The sequence below is a fragment of the Streptomyces sp. NPDC056224 genome (assembly GCF_042267665.1).
Taxonomy (GTDB): domain Bacteria; phylum Actinomycetota; class Actinomycetes; order Streptomycetales; family Streptomycetaceae; genus Streptomyces.
Map to the genome: position 1 here is coordinate 51,748 of NZ_JBHJTK010000019.1, position 15,878 is coordinate 67,625.

At 71.4% G+C, this 15,878-nt stretch carries 16 protein-coding genes; 11 read left to right on the forward strand and 5 right to left on the reverse strand.

What is annotated here, in order from left to right; translation table 11 throughout:
* Positions 1-55 precede the first annotated feature (55 nt).
* Both ACFCZ1_RS22030 and ACFCZ1_RS22035 read right to left on the reverse strand, forming a co-directional pair.
* Complete coding sequence (locus ACFCZ1_RS22030; RefSeq protein WP_376679974.1) at positions 56-661, reverse strand: hypothetical protein; 606 nt, start codon at positions 659-661, stop codon at positions 56-58.
* A gap of 145 nt (positions 662-806) precedes the next feature.
* On the reverse strand, positions 807-2,297 hold the full coding sequence (locus ACFCZ1_RS22035) for a cryptochrome/photolyase family protein (RefSeq protein ID WP_376679975.1): 1,491 nt from the start codon (positions 2,295-2,297) through the stop codon (positions 807-809).
* Positions 2,298-2,500: 203 nt separating this feature from the next.
* On the opposite strand from ACFCZ1_RS22035, the gene ACFCZ1_RS22040 reads away from it, so the two are divergent.
* Positions 2,501-3,067, forward strand: coding sequence for a DUF4383 domain-containing protein (locus tag ACFCZ1_RS22040; RefSeq protein ID WP_376679976.1), 567 nt, complete (start codon positions 2,501-2,503; stop codon positions 3,065-3,067).
* 114 nt (positions 3,068-3,181) lie between these two features.
* Positions 3,182-3,745: a hypothetical protein gene (locus ACFCZ1_RS22045; protein ID WP_376679977.1), complete on the forward strand. Its 564-nt coding sequence runs from the start codon at positions 3,182-3,184 to the stop codon at positions 3,743-3,745.
* Positions 3,746-3,856: 111 nt separating this feature from the next.
* Here the strand turns inward: ACFCZ1_RS22045 and ACFCZ1_RS22050 are convergent, their stop codons facing one another.
* Together ACFCZ1_RS22050 and ACFCZ1_RS22055 are read right to left on the reverse strand one after the other, a co-directional pair.
* Positions 3,857-4,231, reverse strand: a complete 375-nt coding sequence (locus tag ACFCZ1_RS22050) for a hypothetical protein (protein ID WP_376679978.1) — start codon at positions 4,229-4,231, stop codon at positions 3,857-3,859.
* Complete coding sequence (locus ACFCZ1_RS22055; protein WP_376679979.1) at positions 4,228-4,824, reverse strand: RNA polymerase sigma factor; 597 nt, start codon at positions 4,822-4,824, stop codon at positions 4,228-4,230. Before ACFCZ1_RS22055 ends, ACFCZ1_RS22050 begins: the two co-directional genes overlap by 4 nt.
* An 820-nt stretch (positions 4,825-5,644) precedes the next feature.
* On the opposite strand from ACFCZ1_RS22055, the gene ACFCZ1_RS22060 reads away from it, so the two are divergent.
* The 9 genes from ACFCZ1_RS22060 to ACFCZ1_RS22100 all read left to right on the forward strand — a co-directional run bounded on the left by ACFCZ1_RS22060 (position 5,645) and on the right by ACFCZ1_RS22100 (position 14,280).
* The gene (locus ACFCZ1_RS22060; RefSeq protein ID WP_376679980.1) at positions 5,645-6,136 is read left to right on the forward strand and encodes a lamin tail domain-containing protein; all 492 of its coding nucleotides are present in this window, start codon (positions 5,645-5,647) and stop codon (positions 6,134-6,136) included.
* 444 nt (positions 6,137-6,580) lie between these two features.
* On the forward strand, positions 6,581-6,715 hold the full coding sequence (locus tag ACFCZ1_RS22065; protein WP_376679981.1) for a hypothetical protein: 135 nt from the start codon (positions 6,581-6,583) through the stop codon (positions 6,713-6,715).
* A 157-nt stretch (positions 6,716-6,872) separates the two neighbouring features.
* A complete protein-coding gene (locus tag ACFCZ1_RS22070; protein ID WP_376679982.1) occupies positions 6,873-9,344 on the forward strand; it encodes a bifunctional serine/threonine-protein kinase/ABC transporter substrate-binding protein in 2,472 nt (823 codons plus the stop codon).
* Positions 9,345-9,554: 210 nt separating this feature from the next.
* The gene (locus ACFCZ1_RS22075) at positions 9,555-10,220 is read left to right on the forward strand and encodes a hypothetical protein (RefSeq protein ID WP_376679983.1); all 666 of its coding nucleotides are present in this window, start codon (positions 9,555-9,557) and stop codon (positions 10,218-10,220) included.
* Positions 10,221-10,241: 21 nt separating this feature from the next.
* The gene (locus tag ACFCZ1_RS22080; protein WP_376679984.1) at positions 10,242-11,183 is read left to right on the forward strand and encodes a hypothetical protein; all 942 of its coding nucleotides are present in this window, start codon (positions 10,242-10,244) and stop codon (positions 11,181-11,183) included.
* 284 nt (positions 11,184-11,467) lie between these two features.
* On the forward strand, positions 11,468-11,947 hold the full coding sequence (locus ACFCZ1_RS22085) for a hypothetical protein (protein ID WP_376679985.1): 480 nt from the start codon (positions 11,468-11,470) through the stop codon (positions 11,945-11,947).
* Between the two features lie 23 nt (positions 11,948-11,970).
* Positions 11,971-12,204, forward strand: a complete 234-nt coding sequence (locus ACFCZ1_RS22090; protein WP_376679986.1) for a hypothetical protein — start codon at positions 11,971-11,973, stop codon at positions 12,202-12,204.
* A 340-nt stretch (positions 12,205-12,544) separates the two neighbouring features.
* Entirely contained in the window at positions 12,545-13,642 is a 1,098-nt protein-coding gene (locus tag ACFCZ1_RS22095) for an LLM class flavin-dependent oxidoreductase (RefSeq protein WP_376679987.1), read from the forward strand.
* Entirely contained in the window at positions 13,639-14,280 is a 642-nt protein-coding gene (locus tag ACFCZ1_RS22100; protein ID WP_376679988.1) for a CE1759 family FMN reductase, read from the forward strand. Before ACFCZ1_RS22095 ends, ACFCZ1_RS22100 begins: the two co-directional genes overlap by 4 nt.
* A 289-nt stretch (positions 14,281-14,569) precedes the next feature.
* Here ACFCZ1_RS22100 and ACFCZ1_RS22105 read toward each other — a convergent pair whose 3' ends face one another.
* Complete coding sequence (locus tag ACFCZ1_RS22105; protein ID WP_376679989.1) at positions 14,570-15,241, reverse strand: hypothetical protein; 672 nt, start codon at positions 15,239-15,241, stop codon at positions 14,570-14,572.
* Positions 15,242-15,878: the final 637 nt, after the last annotated feature.

The window sequence follows — 15,878 nt, forward strand, 5'->3', positions numbered from 1 at the left end:
GCCGTCATCGTGCCACCGGCCACTGACACAGCCCGACGCTTTCACTTCCTCGCCCTCAGGCACGCAGGCCGGCCTGCCTGAGCGCCACCCGGGACAGGTCCCCGATGACCTGTTCGTCTCTCCGGCGCCAGGCGTCGGCGAGACCCCCCGGCGGAACGGAGACCGCGGTGAGGCCTGCCACCGGCCCGGTCAGGGCGCGCAGGGCAAGCAGATCAGCACCGCCGGGTGCGTCGAGAAGGTCTCGGATCAGAGCACTGCGCCGGATCCAGCGCACGCGCGGGGGAAGCCAGAGCGCCAGAACGAACGCCACCGAGGTGATGATCAGGGTGACTGCGGTCAGGTCGGCCACACGGCCCACCACGTCCTGCATCGACTGCCCGGCATCGGAGAGCCCGTTGCTGGCCTCGGCGGCTGACTGGAGCGGCTTCTTCAGGATGCCCCCGACCAGCGGCACGTTCGAGGCCGCATCGCCCGCATCGCCGAGGCCGGAGGCAAGACTGCCGCCCGCGTCCTCCACCTTCCGCCCCGGCTCGGCCAGCAGCATGATCCCGTTGCGGACGGCCAGCGCGAACCTCACTGCGGCTACCACCAGGGCCACGGCGATGAGATCAGCGAGCACCTGCCGGCAACGACGTGCTCGAGTCTGGGCGTAAAGGCGCATCTGGGTGCTCCTGTTCCAGTGACGGGGCCCACCCCCCGACCGTACGCCGCGGCCGCCCCGTCCCGACGTCTTCGCATGTCGACATCACCGGCGCGTTCACACCGCGCCAGGCGCTGCACGACCTGCGGCGCCGGCCGGCTGCCGGTCAGGGCGGCCCGTCGCCGCGCTGCCGTTCCTGGTGCAGCACCTCTTCCAGGTCCGCGAGGCGGTCCAGGCCGCGGACCGGCTGCGCCATCCGCGGATTGCGCTCCAGGCGGGCCCGGTGCCGGTGCAGGAAGGCCCAGTACCCGGCGGTGTACGGGCAGGCCCGGTCGCCGGACCGCTCACCGGGCCGGTAGGCGCACCCGCCGCACAGATCGCTCATCCGGTTCACGTACGAGCCGCCGGACGTGTAGGGCTTGGTCGTCATGCGCCCGCCGTCGGCGTACTGCGACATGCCGACGACATTGGGGACCATCACCCAGTCGTAACCGTCGACGAAACAGCGGTGGAACCAGTCCGTCACCGCCTCCGGGTCCCAGCCCCGCTGCAACGCGTGACTGCCCAACAGCATCAGCCGGGGAATGTGGTGCGTCCATCCCGTGTCCCGTACTTGGGCCAGCGCCGTGGCCAGGCAGCGCGCCCGCACCGCGTCCGCGTCCAGCTCCAGGAACCACTGCGGGAGCCGCTCGTGGTGCCGCAGGGCGTTGCGGTGGCGGTAGTCCTCGCCGAAGTACCAGTAGAGCTGCCAGACGTACTCGCGCCATCCGGCGACCTGACGGACGAACCCCTCCACACTGTTGACCGGGGCCCTCCCCGCCCGCCAGGCGTCCTCGGCGCGCTCCGCGCACTCCGCCGGATCCAGCAGGCCGAGGTTGAGCGAGGACGACAGCAGACTGTGGCTCATCACCGGGTCCCGCGCCAGCATCGCGTCCTCGTACGGCCCGAACCCGGCGAGCCGGTGCTCGACGAAGCGGCGCAGCGCGGCCAGCGCCTCACGCCGAGAGGCCGGGAACCGGCGGGGGCCGTCCCGGCCGACGAAGCCGACGGAACCGTCGCGCTCCCAGCGGTCGAGATCGTGGCGCACCTCCTCGTCGATCTCGTCCTCCCGCGGTCGGTAGGGCGGTGGGGCACCCAGGGTGCGCGCCCCTTTCGGCGGAGGCTCGCGGTTGTCGTGGTCGTGGTTCCACCGGTCGCCCGCCGGACCGTCACCGTCCATCAGCAGGTCGTGCGAGCGCCGCACCCAGCGGTAGAAGTCCTCCTGCCGCAGCCGCTGCCCGCCGTGCCCGTCGGCCCAGGCGCGGAAGTCGTCGTGCGCGACGAGGAAACCGCGCGCGGGCAGCACGGTCACGGAGTCGAGCGAACGCACCAGCCGCAGCGCCGCGTACGACGTCGGATGATGCACTGTCACCGGGCCGTCCCCGACCGCCTCGCGCAGCCCCTCCCGATAGGTCTCGGCGTGGACGTACCGGACCCGGTCACCGAGCTCGGCGGCGCGGTGGCGCATCGCGGACAGCACCAGATGCGCCTTGGCCCGGTGGAAGCGGCGACGACGGAAGACCGAGCGGGCCTCGATCATCACCAGCGGCGCGTCGGATCCGGCGGTCAGGAAATGCGGCCCGAGCTGGTCACCGAACAGCCAGTGCGGGGTCGTCATGACAGCGCCTCCTCGCTTCCGCGGTCCCGGGTCCGGCTGCCCGGGGATGCCTCACGTATGTCGTGCCCGGGGCGCGCCCCGGATGCGTCCGTGAAGACGCTGCAACCGTTTGCCCCTCTTGGGTAGAAAAGCTAACGAAAATGGACGGAATGTCGGCTCTGCCGCGGGCAGGGCGTTTCCGGACACGGAGGAGAGGACGCGTCATGAGGCTTCGCGAGGAACTTCCCGTCGACCACCGGCTGGCCCAGGTGTACCGGTACGGAGCCGGCCTGTGCGGTGTCATCCTGCTGGTCTTCGGCTGTCTTGGCTTCGCGGACCAGCTCACTCCCTTCGACACGGACGGAACCCGGATCTCCGGGATGTCGACCAACGGCGTGCTCAGCCTGATCTCGGTCGTCGTGGGCCTCGTCCTGATCGGCGGTGCCGTGGTCGGTGGCAACTTCGCGTCAACGCTCAATATGACCGTCGGCACGCTGTTCCTGATCAGCGGCTTCTGCCACATCTTCGTCCTGGACCGTCCCGCCAACGTCCTGGACTTCGGCATGGCCAATGTGGTGTTCAGCTTCGTCATGGGGCTGCTCATCGCCTGCTTCGGCATGTACGGCCGGGTGTCGAGCAAGCTGCCGCACGACAACCCGTACTGGCGGCGCCGCCACCCCCGCGAGGCCGCCCGCGAGTCCCTGGTCACGCGGCGCCGGGCCCGCCAGGCGGCGCTCGCCCTCGAACAGGGCCCAGCATCCGCGCCGGCGACCATGCCCGCTCAGGACTGACGTCACGCCCGGCTCCCCGGCGAGCGGGTACCCCAGCCGGTTCCGACGCGGAGCTTCGGTCGGCCTGCCGACCCGCCCACGGGCACCGGCCGGGGTTCCCGTAGCGTCCGTGCCATGCCCGCCCTCGATGCCCTCGTCCGCCTCTGCCCGCCGCCGGCCGATCCGCCGCCGGCGGTGGACTGGGCGCAAGCCGAGCGTGCGCTCGGTGCGGCTCTGCCCGCCGACTACAAGCAGCTCGTCGAGACGTACGGCGACGGCATCTTCGACGAGGCGATCTGGCTGCTCGTCCCCGGCTCCGCCTACGACGACTGCGACCTGCACGCGCAGACGACGGAACGGGACGAGATCTTGGTCGACCTGTGGGAGTTCGAGGCGAAGCCCGCCGGCTTGCTGGAGGCGGGGGCGAGGGTCGTGCCGTGGGCGTTCGAGGAGGGCACGGGGGCGTTCCTGTACTGGCTGGCGCGGCCCGGTCAGCACCCCGACGAGTGGACCGTGCTCTACAACGAGGGGCGCGGCCCACTGTGGGAGCACCACGACATGGGGTGCCTCGCCTTCCTGCTGGCGGTGCTCACCGGAACGGCGGAAACGGAGTACTTCGGCTACCTCTACGAAGGGCTGGAGCCGACGGAGCACCGCTTCGCGACGGCCGACCAGACCCTCGGAACGTCCGGGCAGTGAAGCCGTCGGCCACCCTCGACGACGGGATCGCCGCTGACGCACGTAATCGCGCTCCCCACGTTCCACTGGGCGGATGGCGGCTACTTCCCCGACGGCCATTTCCGGGCCTGGTCACCGGGAAGGGGCCGGGACGTCGATGCGGGCTGTCGGCTCGTCCGTGCCCTTTGCCGACGGGTGTGCCCTGGTGAGGGTGCAGACGCCGTCCGCGCACTGGCGTTCCAGGCGGCCGCGGGAGATGGTCTGCGCCAGCCCGACCATCCAGCAGGTGGGGCAGCCGCGGAAGGCGATCAGCGCCAACGGGGCCGCCAGCAGGGTGGCCGGGCCGGCTACGGGCACCAGGGCGATCGAGCCGATGATCAACCCGAAGCCGATGGCGCCGCGCGCCAGGTGGCGCGGAAGGGACTTGCTGGCGAAGTTCATCTCGGGCGCCGCGGACTGTGCGGTGGCCCGGGCCTGCGCGCCCTGCGCGGGCTTCGCGGTGTTCATGGTTGTGAGTCTCCTCCGACTGGTTGGCAGATGGGTGCAGGGCTCTGGCCGGTCGTCGCTGCCAATGAGTGCCGCAGCGCTGCGCGTGCTCGGTGCAGGCGCGATTTCATCGCGGCGCTGCTCAGACCGAGCGAATGGGCGACGGTCCTGCCGGGCAGGCCCTGCACGTCGCGCATGATCAGGACCTGCCGCTGGTCACGGGGGAGGGCGCTGACCGCAGCCGCGATCCGCTCCGCCTCCAGCCTGCGCAGCACCGCGTCCTCGGCGGACGGTTCCGCAGTCGCCTCCGGCTCGGCCGCGTCGTCGCTCCCCGAGACGAGCAGCCGTACCTGCCGGAGGCATTCGTTGCGCACGATGCGGAACATCCATGAGGCGAGCGCGCCAGTGGCCCGCAAAGTGCCGATCTTCCGGTAGAGGATGATCAGCGCCTCCTGCGCCGCGTCCTCCGCGTCCTGTGGCGAGGCGCACAGCGAAATGGCGAACTTGTGCACATGGGGCTGCGATTCCATGACGACGGTGGTGAGTGAAGCGAGGTCGCCGTCCTGAGCGGCCTTGATCAGCCGCTCGTCCGGCCAGCGGAAACGTTGGTTCATGTGCGACTCATATCAGGGTGCCCCGCCCGCAGACTGGTCAGCCTCGGCTCTTGTAGCGCCGCATCAGGTGCCAGCTGCACGCGCCCACGAGCAGGGCTCCGATCACTACGAGGCCAGTGAGCATCATCAGTGTTTCCTTCCGGTTCTGCCGGCCCGGTCGGCCGGTACACGGATAAGAGGCGGGGAGGTCCGGAAAGGATTCGCCTCCGGCCGACGTTTTTCTTCGAACCGTGCATGGCCCCGCTCGCGCACCCGCGGCACGCGGTTCGCAGCGCCCCTGGAACGACGGCGCGCGCCGCCCGCTCGGGCCGCTTCCTCGAAGGGTGCGGGGCGCAGGGCGCGGTCCGGGCCGGTCCGCCGAGCAGCCGGGCAGCCGGGCTTCGGCGACACGACTGCCCATCGACCGGGTGCGGGTGTGGGACGTCCGGCGTCGTCACAGGCATCCGTACATCAGAGCGGTGGCACGCAACTCGGTGCGAAGGGAGGGCGGAGGGGCCTGTTACAAAGCCCTGAACTCATTCGGCGCACAGTACGCGGCGTGGCGTGAATAGCTGCTTATGTGGCCGAAAGCTCCTCGCTTCGGTGCTGGACGGGCTGCCCCCACCTCCCGCCCGTTCCGCGTCAACTGGGCTTGACATTTGCCTCTTACAAGGGAGGGTTGCGGACATGTCCGCATTGTGCAACGCGCGTCCAGAGTTGTGGCGGTTGATGGTGGGTGCGGGCCAGAGTGTGGCTCCCCGGCAAGGACGCCGGGGACCGTACGGAGTCCGCCCGGCTTGCACGAGGCCGGGCCGGGCCGTCTGTCGAAGGAGCCATCTGCATGTCTGCTTCTCCCGCCACTCGCCGTTTCCTCGCCGTGGCCCTGGCCGCCGGCGCCCTGGTCGGCGCGGCCGCCATCCCGGCCGCCGCCCACGACGACGACCGGCGCGGCCACCACGGCCGGCACTCCTCGATCGTCATCGGCGACGTCCAGTACGACAGCCGCGGCCGCGACGACCGCTCCAACCGTGCTCTGAACCGCGAATGGGTCGAGGTGAAGAACACCGGCCGCGACAGCGTCAACCTGCGCGGCTTCACGCTCACCGACCGAGACGGCAACCGCTACCGCTTCAACCACCTCCGCCTGGATGGCCGCTCCAGCGTCAAGGTCCACACCGGCCAGGGCCGCGACAGCCGCCACGACGTCTACCAGGACCGCCGCCGCCAGATCTGGGACGAGCGCGACACCGCCACCCTCCGCGACAACCGCGGCAACGTCATCGACACCGAGTCCTGGGGCCGCCGCGGACACCACGACAACGACCACCGCTGACCCAGCCCGGCAGCCACACCAGCGGAGACGGTGAACTGCCGGCGACCAGCAGCATCGGCGTGCCGCGGCAAGCGCCCGCGGCACGCCACACCCCCGACCACCCTGGGCGCATGACCTCGCCCAGGCCCCACCCCCAACTGTGCGGGGCGTCCCCGAGCCCTTTGGAAGCAGCAGCGGCACATCCGACCCCACCCCGGGAGGATCCCTATGGAGTCCTGGCAGCATTCCCCGTCAGAGGTAACGGTCCCTCAGCTGGACCTCGACCCCTACCGTTTTCCCGGAGCTGACGCCATCGATCCCGGGGCCTACGACGCCGCGTCGCGGAGTCGCCCAGGTGATACGGACTGGCAACTCCCTGGCCTCGGCGAAGAATGTCCGCCGGCACACTGGCCGGCACCGGACCCCCGCCTCGCCTGGTCCCTGAAGCCCCTGGACCGGAGGCGGTTGGACCTGCACGCGGCGCTGACCACGGTCGGCATTCCACCACTCCCCGGTGACATGGAGGCCATTCACACCCTGTCCGCCCTCGACGACACGACCAACGCGGCACTCGTGCGGTGGATCACCGCGAGCCTCTGACCGTGCCCCGGAGGCGGGGCGAGCCAAACCCGGTGAGCTCCGGAGGGTGAGCACCTGCGCCGCGTCCGTGCCGGGCACACCGTGCCCTCTTCGTCGTGGGCGTGATCAAGCCATCTTTCCGTCACCTGACCGGCTCAGCAGGACCTAGAGTGTGCGCGTGACCGAGCAGAATTCCGAACTCATCGCCGGCCGGTACCAGCTGGTCGAACGCATCGGCCAGGGCGGTATGGGCCGGGTCTGGCGCGGCCTGGACCAGCAGCTTTTCGGACGCGAGGTCGCCGTCAAGGAGATCCTCTTCCCACCGGGCATGGACGACGGCGACCGCGCCGCGCTGCTCCGGCGGTTCACCGGCGAGGCGCGCGCGGCGGTCACTCTCAGCCACCCCGGGATCATCACCATCCATGACGTCGTGGAGCACCACGGCGTTCCCGTCATCGTCATGGAGTTGATCCGCGGGCAGTCCCTGGCCGCCGCCATCCGAAGCCGGGGTCGGCTGCCCGTGCAGCGGGTGGCCGAGATCGGCGCCGCCCTGCTCGACGCGCTGGCGGAGGCGCACGGGGCGCGGATCGTCCACCGCGACATCAAGCCGGACAACGTGCTCCTGGCCAAGGACCGCGTCGTCCTCACCGACTTCGGGATCGCCCACCTCGCGGACGCCACGACCAAGCTGAGCCACAGCGGGATCGTCATCGGCACGCCCCAGTACATGCCGCCGGAGCAGCTGGAGGGCAAGCGCCCGACCCCCGCCAACGACCTGTGGGCGCTGGGTGCCACCCTCTACCACGCAGTCGAGGGGCACCCGCCTTTCGACGCGGAGGGGCTCCACGCCCTCGCCGTGGCCGTGTTCACCCGCCCGCACCGGCCGCCGGTCCACGCAGGCCCGCTGGCGCCCGTACTCGACCGGCTCCTCACCAAGGACCCGGAGCAGCGCGTGGGCGCCGCGGAAGCGTCCGAGATGCTGGCGTCGGTGCTGCGGTCCTCCCAGCCCCGGGCCGACGCATCCGCCGGGCGCGGGCCGAATCGCGAGCCCACACCCACACCCACACCCACACCCACACCCACACCCACACCCACACCCACGCCCGCGTCCACGCCCACGCCCGATCCAAGGTCGATCCCCGTACCTGCACCGGACGCGGCGGCGGAGCACGCTTCCGCTCCGACGGCGCCGGAGCAGGCACCATCGACGACGCCGTCACCGCGGACCCCCACGGTCCCGGACGCCGGGTCCGCCGCCGGCACCCCGCCGCGCCCCGTGCCGGACCGGCCGACCGGCCCGCCCATGCCCGTACCCCCGGCCGAGGACCCGGTCACGTTCGGGGTGACGGCCGAGGCAGAGCACCGCGAGCGGGTGTCCGGCCGGGGGCGGGCCCTCACCCGGCGCTCCGCGGTCCTGGGCGTGGCGCTGGCCATGCTCGCCACGGGCTCGGTCCTGACCTGGACCCTCACCCGTGACGATCACGCACCCCGCGGCGGCGGCGGGGCGGCCGGCAGCGGCTCGGGGGTTTCCCCCGTCACCGTGGTGATCGGGGTGGACGTGCCGCTCAGCGGCGGACTGTCCTCGATGGGCGTCGGTATGAGGAACTCCGCCGACCTTGCGGCCAGGACGGCCAACGAAACCCGGCACGTCCCCGGCGTGAACTTCGAGATCCAGGCCTTGGACGACGGGGCCGACCCCGCCCAGGGCGGGCCCAACGCCGCCCGGTTCGTGTCCGACGAGAAGGTTCTCGGGGTCGTCGGACCCCTCAACTCGGTCGTCGCGCGGACCATGGTGGCACCGCTCGCGCGAGCGGGCGTGGTCAACGTGTCACCAGGCAACACCGACCCCGCGCTGACGCTCGGCCCCGACTGGGCCGTGGGCACCAAGTCCCGTCCGTACCCGACCTACTTCCGCACCGTCGCCACGGACGTCGACCAGGGCCCGTTCGCCGCCCGGTACCTGCACGGCGAGGCGAGAAAGACCAAGCTCTACGTGATCGACGACGCGAGCGCCCACGGCACCGCCCTCACCTCCGGTTTCACGGCCGAGTTCACGAAGCTCGGCGGGACCGTCGTCGGTACCGAGCAGGTCGATCCCGCGGAGCGCGCCTTCGAGGGCCTCGCCGCGAGGGTGCGGTCCTCAGGCGCCGACGCCGTCTACTTCGGTGGCTACTACGACACCGCAGCGCCGATCTCCCAGCAGCTCAAGCAGGCGGGGGTGAACGTCCCCCTGATGGGCGGCGACGGCATCTTCGACCAGCAGTACCTCACGGCGAACCCGAAGGCCGAGGGCGACCTCGCGACCAACATCGGCGTACCCGCCGAGGACTCGGCGGCAGGGCGGGACTTCCTCGCCCGGTACCGGAAGGCGGGGTACCCGGAGACGGCCGGCTGGTACGGCCCCTACGCGTACGACGCGACCTGGACCCTCATCGAGGCGGTGAAGGCCGTCGTGACGGCCAACGGCGGCACCCTGCCCCGCGACGCCCGGGCGAAACTGCCGCAGACCGTGGCGCGGCTGGCCTTCGACGGTGTCACGGGCCGGGTCGCTTTCGACGGGCAAGGCGACACGGTCAACCGCAGGCTGACGGTGTACGCGGTGAACGACGGCAGCTGGGCGACCGTGACGAGCGGACCCGCCACCCGCTGAAGCCCGCCGGGGCGACGCGGCCCGGAAGTCCTCGCCCTGTTGCGGGAGACGCCGGCGTTGCAGATGTGGGTCTCCAACGAGCCCTGGGGAAAGGGAAGCAGCCGGGAAGCCGGTCACGTTCGCCCGGTGTCCGCGCCCGAGGCCGGCTCCGCCAGCCCGGACTCATCCCGAAGCAGCTCGTCGGGAGTCTGGTGGAATCGTTCACCTGGCTTGGCCTGGCCCGGCCCGGCCCGGCCCGGCCCGGCGCGCAACGCGAAGGCGGTCCGCGCGCTGGAGCTGTGGACTGCGGCCGACACGGAGCGCCGCGCCGCCCGAACCTCTTCCGGCGGGGAGCTGGTGCGTCAGCATCAGCGGCGGGATGACGCGCTGCAGCAGGTCTTCAAGTACCGGGCGCTGGCGGCGAACGCGGAGAAGCACCTGGCGGAGCTGCGGCCGATGCTCGCGTACACGCAGAGTCGGCTGGAGAACGCCGAGCTCCAGCTGAAGCTGGGCGGCGAGCGGGAGCAGGCGCGGGTGGAGCGCCAGCTCTGGCAGGCCAAGACCCTCCTCGCCGTCCAGGACACTGTCCCACCCGTGTCCAACATCGTGTTGGACAAGCCCGCCACCAGCACCGAAGTTCAGCGCCAGGCCGCACTGGCCTCCGTGGCACGAATGCTTCGCGCAGCCGGCCCCGAGCGTCTCGCCCCACTACTGGAGGGCGCTGACCATCCCGGTCCAGCAGTGCCGTGGCCCTTCAGCAGCAGGCACCCGCTGCTCGTCGGGCTTCTGGACTTCGTCCGCCTGGTCGTGCTGCCGGTACCCCTGCTGACCATCACAGTCACCTTGTACCCAGCGGCTCAAGATATCGGTGCAGGGTCCGAAGGGGGGAGTTGGTAGGGCGTTGTCCCAGGCGTGCTCATGGGCCTGCCGGCGTTGTTCGGGAGCCTCCGGGTCATCAAGGTTCCGGAGAAGTGGGCCTGCATCCTGGCCGTCCTGCTCCATGTGGCCTGGTCGGTTCTCCTGCTTCTCGACCGTCTGCCGTGGCCGACGCCGGACTTCAACGCGAAGTACAGAGCGGCGTCCCGCGTACGAGCAGCGCTGGCAGCCCCGGCAGTACGCAGCCGGGGGAGCACAGACAACGCCGAGTCTTCGGCCCGGGTCGACTCGTACCGAACCGACGACTGCACTCGCAGCGACCAGCACGCGGTGGCGCTGGCCGACCTGATCGGCCGCCGGATCGGCGGCCGCGAGGCCTGGTGGTGGGTGCCCCTGATGGTGGCGGCCCTGGTGGCACCGCCGATCGCGGCCTTCGCGGCGTACAACCGCGTGGAGGCGCGGCCCATGCTCGTCTTCTGGGCGGTGGCCACCGCCGCGCTCTCCGTGGGCGGCCTGGTTGCCCGGCCCCGCCACCCGGGACTGGTCCGGCGGGTGGCCGTGTGGGGTACGGCAGTGGTGGCTGGGACGGGCCTGCTCGGTCCACTCGGGCTCGCTGTCGGCCTGCTGCCCGCGTACGAGCCGCCGGCGATCGGTCCGGCGACCATGGTCGGCGCCTGGGTCGACCACACGAGCGGAACGCTGGTCTTCACCCCGGACGGCCGGGTCACGGCGTCCGGCGTCGGCGAGCACGACCCCGACGACCCGCCCAGCGGCCCGTCGCGGCGGTGCTCGGGCGCCGGCCCCTGGTCGTACGAGCCCGGGCGGGGCGTCTGGGCCCAGGAAATCCGCATCCGCGTCCCGGGATGTTCCTGGCCGGCGCGGAGCGTCGGTGGCACCGACCGGAAGCCCCGGATCTACCAGCACATCGGTCACCCGGATTCCGGAAAGCGGTACGAGCTGCGGAAGGCCGCGGACGGCTCCTGACTCGGGACCTCCGCTTCGGTGCCACCGAGGGGGAGGCCCCCGTCGCGTGCGGCTCTTGGCCGCCACCAGCGGCGCGTGCCCAGAACGGCGATTCGCCCGGCCCATCCCCCTTTCGGTCGATACGGGCAGACCCGCCGGGCGCCACGCACTGGGGCGTCCGGTGAAGTCCGGGACCTACGATCGATCGCTGGGGGTGGTGCGCGATGTGGCTGTGGCGCAGGCGAAAGGACCGGGCGGATGCCGAGACGAAGCCCGACACGTTAAGGGCACGGGCACCGGCACGGGTGACGGAGCCGGAGCCGGAGACAGACCCGTGGCAGGACTGGCTGAGCCGTTCGCCCGAAGCGCTCACGGTCCGGCAGTGGTGGGCGGACGTGGTCGAGCAGACCGCTCGGCTCGGCGAGGACGGCTACTGCGAGCGGCTGGGCGAGCTGCTCTCCCGGCTGTCGCCCCGCGACTTCGCGGCGCTGGGCTTCGGCTGCACCCGCCGGATCGACCGCTCCTGCCGGGAGCCGCAGACCTGCTCACAGGACCCCGTCGCGGCGCCCGCGGGCGAGCAGCCGACTCCGCGCCACGGCCCGGTGGCCGGTGCCTGCAGCGGCTTCTGGGACTGCTACAGCCGGTTCCAGGTGCGGGCCGCTTTCACCGCCGACGACCGCCATCGGGTGGTGACCGTCCAGGGCAGGTGGTCCCAGGTGATGCTGTGGGTGGACGGGGTCAGGGTGGAGGCCCGAGTTTCCTCGACGACACCGGCTACTGGGTAAACCACCGCTTCTACGTCACGGAGATGGCCGCCCCGGACGACCATCCCCTTCAGGGGCACGTCGGCATGGGGGCGGTCGCGGTCCTCTCGCTGGTGATCCACGACGTCGCCACCGCGACCACCCACATCGTGGAGCCCGAACCGCACGAGAACTGGTCGTGCCCGGTCGCGGTGCTCCGCGACGGAGAGTGGCGCCTCTACCCGACCCGCGAGGCCCGCGACGCGGACCGCCCCGACCGCACCCTCACCCTCCCGTAGCCCCGCTGGTGGCGCGTGTCGATCATCCGGTGCAGGCCTGTGTCGTTTCGCGGGTGGACGGCGCGGCGTGCGCGTAGGGCATACCTCTGTGCCGGATGCCGGATGCCGGATGCCGGATGCCGGATGCCGGATGCCCCGATGCCCGGACGATCGGACGATCGGATGCCCGGATCGGGGACCCGCCCTCCGGCTCCCGCCTGCGGCAGCCATTCAGCTCGGCTGCGCGCCCAGCCAGCCGGCCTGTCCGGCCGGGCGGCCCCGCGTCCCAGGGGGAATACCTCAGGCGCACCCCCTGTTCGAGGGTATAGTTGAAATCTAAACAATCTCGGGAAGGGGAGCCATGCAGTTCGGGATCTTCACCGTCGGTGACGTCACGGCGGATCCGACGAGCGGACGCGTGCCCGGCGAGCACGAGCGCATCAAGGCGATGCTCTCCATCGCGCAGAAGGCCGAGGAGGTCGGCCTCGACGTCTTCGCCACCGGCGAGCACCACAACCCGCCGTTCGTCCCCTCCTCGCCGACCACGATGCTCGGCTACATCGCCGCGCGCACCGAGTCCCTGATCCTGTCCACGTCGACGACGCTGATCACCACGAACGACCCGGTGAAGATCGCCGAGGACTTCGCGATGCTCCAGCACGTCGCGGACGGCCGCGTCGACGTGATGATGGGCCGCGGCAACACCGGTCCCGTCTACCCCTGGTTCGGCAAGGACATCCGCGACGGCATCGACCTCGCCATCGAGAACTACGCGCTGCTGCGCCGGCTGTGGGACGAGGACGTCGTCACCTGGAAGGGAAAGTTCCGCACGCCGCTGCAGTCCTTCACCTCCACCCCGCGTCCGCTGGACGGTGTCGCGCCCTTCGTATGGCACGGCTCCATCCGCTCGCCGGAGATCGCCGAGCAGGCCGCTTACTACGGCGACGGCTTCTTCCACAACAACATCTTCTGGCCGTCCTCCCACACCAAACAGATGGTGAACCTGTACCGGCAGCGCTACGCCCACTACGGGCACGGCACCCCCGAGCAGGCCATCGTCGGGCTCGGCGGCCAGGTGTTCATGCGCAAGAACTCGCAGGACGCGGTGCGCGAGTTCCGCCCGTACTTCGACAACGCGCCGGTGTACGGCCACGGCCCGTCCCTGGAGGAGTTCACCTCCCAGACACCGCTGACCGTCGGCTCGCCGCAGGAGGTCATCGAGCGAACCCTGTCCTTCCGGGACTACGCCGGCGACTACCAGCGCCAGCTCTTCCTGATGGACCACGCCGGCCTGCCCCTGAAGACCGTCCTGGAGCAGCTCGACCTGCTCGGCGAGGAGGTCGTGCCGGTGCTGCGCAAGGAGTTCGCGAACCTGCGCCCGGCCGGCGTGCCGGACGCGCCGACGCACTCCGCTCGCGTGGTGGCAGCAGCCCAGGAGAAGGAGGAGACGCAGGCATGAAGCTCATCGTCGTCTCGGCGGGTCTGAGTTCGCCCTCCTCGACGCGGCTACTCGCCGACCGGCTCTCGGCCGCGACGCTGGAGCACGTGGACGCCGAGCCCGAAGTGATCGAACTGAGGGAGCTGGCGACGGAGATCGGCCAGCATTTCGTCACCGGGTTCCCGCCGGCCCGGCTGGCCGCCGCGCTCGACGCGGTGGCAGCCGCGGACGGCCTGATCGCCGTGACACCGGTGTTCGCGGCGTCGTACAGCGGGCTGTTCAAGTCGTTCTTCGACATCATCGACAACGACGCCCTCACCGGGAAACCGGTGCTCCTCGGCGCGACCGGCGGCACGGCCCGGCACTCCCTGGTCACCGAACACGCTCTGCGCCCCCTGTTCACCTACCTGCGCGCGGTCGTCCTGCCAACCGCCGTGTACGCGGCCTCGGAGGACTGGGGCGAGTTGGGGCTGGCGCAGCGGATCGCCCGTGCGGGCGCGGAGCTGGCGCGCGCCATGACGCCCGCCGCCCCGGACGTCGACACCGCCGTCGCGATCGCCCCCCGTTCGCTGACGGGGGCGATCACGTCGATGGATCCGGCGGACGGCTTCGAGATGGTGCCGTTCGAGCAGCGGCTGGCCGCGCTACGGGCCGAGTAGCCTCAGTCGCTCCGGGGCCAGAGCCTCCTCCCGGTCCGGCCGGGTCTCCGGCAGGCGGCACGGAGTCCCGGGCCGCTACTCCGGCGGCCATCGGTCCGGCAGGGTCGGGACGGCTGCGGGATCTGCGCCGAACGTTTCGGCGGCCGTCACCGCTCACGGGCCCGGCCCATCCGTCATCGGCCCCGTAGCCTTCCCGCTCCCAGTCGGCTCCGGGGTCGGTGAGGGCACGGAGCCGGTAGCGTCGAGCCCTCGCGGTCGGGGGGCGCGACTGCGCTCTCTCGGGTCGGTGTCAGAAAGGCGGTTCGTCGCTGTAGCCGCCCCCCTCGAGAGGCTGGAGGCGCTGGGCGGCGAAGCGGGCGTATCGGGCTCGTGCTGCGGTGTCCTCCGGTGTTTCCAGGGCGCTGGTGCTGTGGCCCCAGGACCGCAGGGCGTCCAGGGCGCGGTCACGCTGGTAACGGAGGGTGCTGGTGTTCAGCAGGCGGCGTGCGTGATGGGCGAGCAGGTCGTGGTGGGTGACGAGTCCGGGGTGTTCGGCCAGGGGGATGGCTGCGACGAGGGCGGTGTGCCGGACCCTCTCGTCTTCATCGTCCAGGAGCGGGCGGACCGCCTGGTAAAGATGCGGGCGCAGGTCCCGGAACGCGCGCATGGCCGGGTCCGGGGAGGGAAACGTGCCGTCCCACCCGTCTTCGGCGATCGTGACGGTCGCGTCGTCGGCGTCGTACGCGGTCGAGCCGAGCCATTCCAACAGCTCAGCGCGCATGGGACGGTTCGGATCCTGCCCAGTGGCCGGGTGGACTTCGCTGGTGCTGGTGCTGGTGCTGGTGCTGGTGGCGGTGGCGGGGTGCGACAGGATGGCCGCGACGTACCGTGCGACGGGCACGGTGGCCTCGTAGATCGTGTTCTGGTGGCTGGGCAGGGCCCTGCCGAGTGCCGCAGCGCGGACGGCCGGGTCGGGGTCCACAAGGCCAGCCAGGGCGGACGGCAGGAATCCGCCTGTCGCAGGTCCTGCGGGCGTTTCGAGTGACGTCCACGCGGTAGCGTCCAACACTGCCTGCCACTCGGGCACCGTATCTGGGCTGCTCACCCCAGGGAGGCTACAGCGAAGCCGCGGGGCCCGGGAGGCGGGGTGGGGTTTCGCTCTGGGCCCCGTCGCTGGTTACCGTGCCCGGTCGACGCCGAGTTCGGCGAGCGCGGTGAGCCGGGCGGTGTCGAGCCGGTTGCGGCGCCGTTTCTGGTTGTCGACCGGGCAACGGCCTCCGTGCCCTGTTGGAAGGCCGCGCCGCCCGTGCCCGGCCCGAACTCGGGACGCCCCCGCGGGGGCCGCGTGCCCGTACGGCTCTTCCGAGCCCGGCTCGCCGAACCGCTGCTGTTGCTCCTCGTTCAGCCGGCGCCAGTCTCGCCGCTGGGTGGTGAGCCGGCGTCCGACGTCCTCGCTGTGCTGGCTCTCTCAAGTACTGCGACGTCTGATGGCGGAGTAAGGCAAAGGCCGCGCTGCCCATAATGGAGTCGTTTGTCGTGTGTGAATATCCCTGCCTCTCGATGGAGGCAGGGATATTCGTATAGCGGCGTGGTGGCCGGTGCCGGCGAGGGTGCCGTTC